Below are 1129 nucleotides of genomic sequence, written 5' to 3' on the forward strand. Positions count from 1 at the left end.
CGGCGGCACTGACCGCCTGAACCATCTCAACGAAGAATCATGCGACGACGTCGTACACCACACCCGTGGACTTGACCGTGTGTTGGGCACACGGCTGATCCAGACGCGCTTCTATGACCCCGAAACCAAAGGTGTGGTGGAGCGAGCCAACGGCTACCTGGCCTCATCTTTTCTGCCCGGTCGGCAGTTCAGCTCACCGGCCGATTTCAACGCGCAGTTGGCTGTCTGGTTGGCATCGGTGGCCAATCCGCGCCGGCACGCGAGCACCCGGATGATCCCGACCGAAGCGTTGACCGCCGACCGGCAGGTGATGGCGCCGCTGCCGCCGATAGCGCCGGCCACGGGCACCACGACCCTCACGCGGCTGGCACGCGACTATTACGTCAGCGTCGGCGGCAATGCCTACTCGGTGCACCCGGAGGCGATCGGGCGGATGATCACCGTCACCACCTCTCTTGAGCGGGTAGCAGCCCGCTGCGGTGACCGGATGGTGGCTGACCACCAGCGGCTGTGGGGCAGCGGCGGGTTAGCTTGCGACCCCGGCCATCGTGCGGCGGCTTCGGTGTTGCGGGAGAACTTCCGTAACCGGCCGCCGACCAACTCGCCTGTCGACGTCGAGGTCGAAGTCGCTGACCTGGCGGCCTATGACGCGGTGTTCGGGACCGAGGAGGTCGCCTGATGGCCAAACGCATCGCTGCTCCCGGTGAGGCCGACAAACTCATCGCCCACCAATCGCGGCTGCTCAAGGCCCCGCGGATCGCTGAGCACTATCACCGGCTCGCCGAGCAAGGCCGCGAAGCGAACTGGTCGTTGGAAGACTATCTGACTGCAGTGCTGGCCGTGGAGTCCAACGCCCGCGCCGAATCAGGGGCCCGCCAACGTATCCGGTATGCCGGATTCCCGTCGATCAAGACCATCGCCGACTTCGATTTCACTGCTCAACCCGGTGTGGATCGAGCTCAGATTGCCCGACTGGAAGCCGGTAGCTAGCTAGCCGAGGCCCGCAATATCGTGCTACTCGGCCCACCAGGAAGCGGCAAGACCCAAAGGGGCTCTTCCCGATTCAGAGTGCGTTGATCCGGTCTTGAAGTTGGCCGGAGTGGATCAGGGATCGCAGGATGTAGTGGTT

General features: G+C 64.4%; 1 protein-coding gene and 1 pseudogene. Both read left to right on the forward strand.

Annotated features, from left to right (window positions below):
• Positions 1-679 (forward strand): Mu transposase domain-containing protein (locus tag B8W67_RS20115; protein ID WP_420845616.1); only part of this gene is annotated, 679 nt, incomplete at its 5' end.
• Positions 679-987, forward strand: a pseudogene (locus B8W67_RS20120) (ATP-binding protein); the annotation flags it as partial. The gene B8W67_RS20115 and the pseudogene B8W67_RS20120, both read left to right, overlap by 1 nt.
• Positions 988-1129 lie beyond the last annotated feature (142 nt).

It is taken from the genome of Mycolicibacillus koreensis (genome assembly GCF_002104795.1).
Classification (GTDB): domain Bacteria; phylum Actinomycetota; class Actinomycetes; order Mycobacteriales; family Mycobacteriaceae; genus Mycobacterium; species Mycobacterium koreense.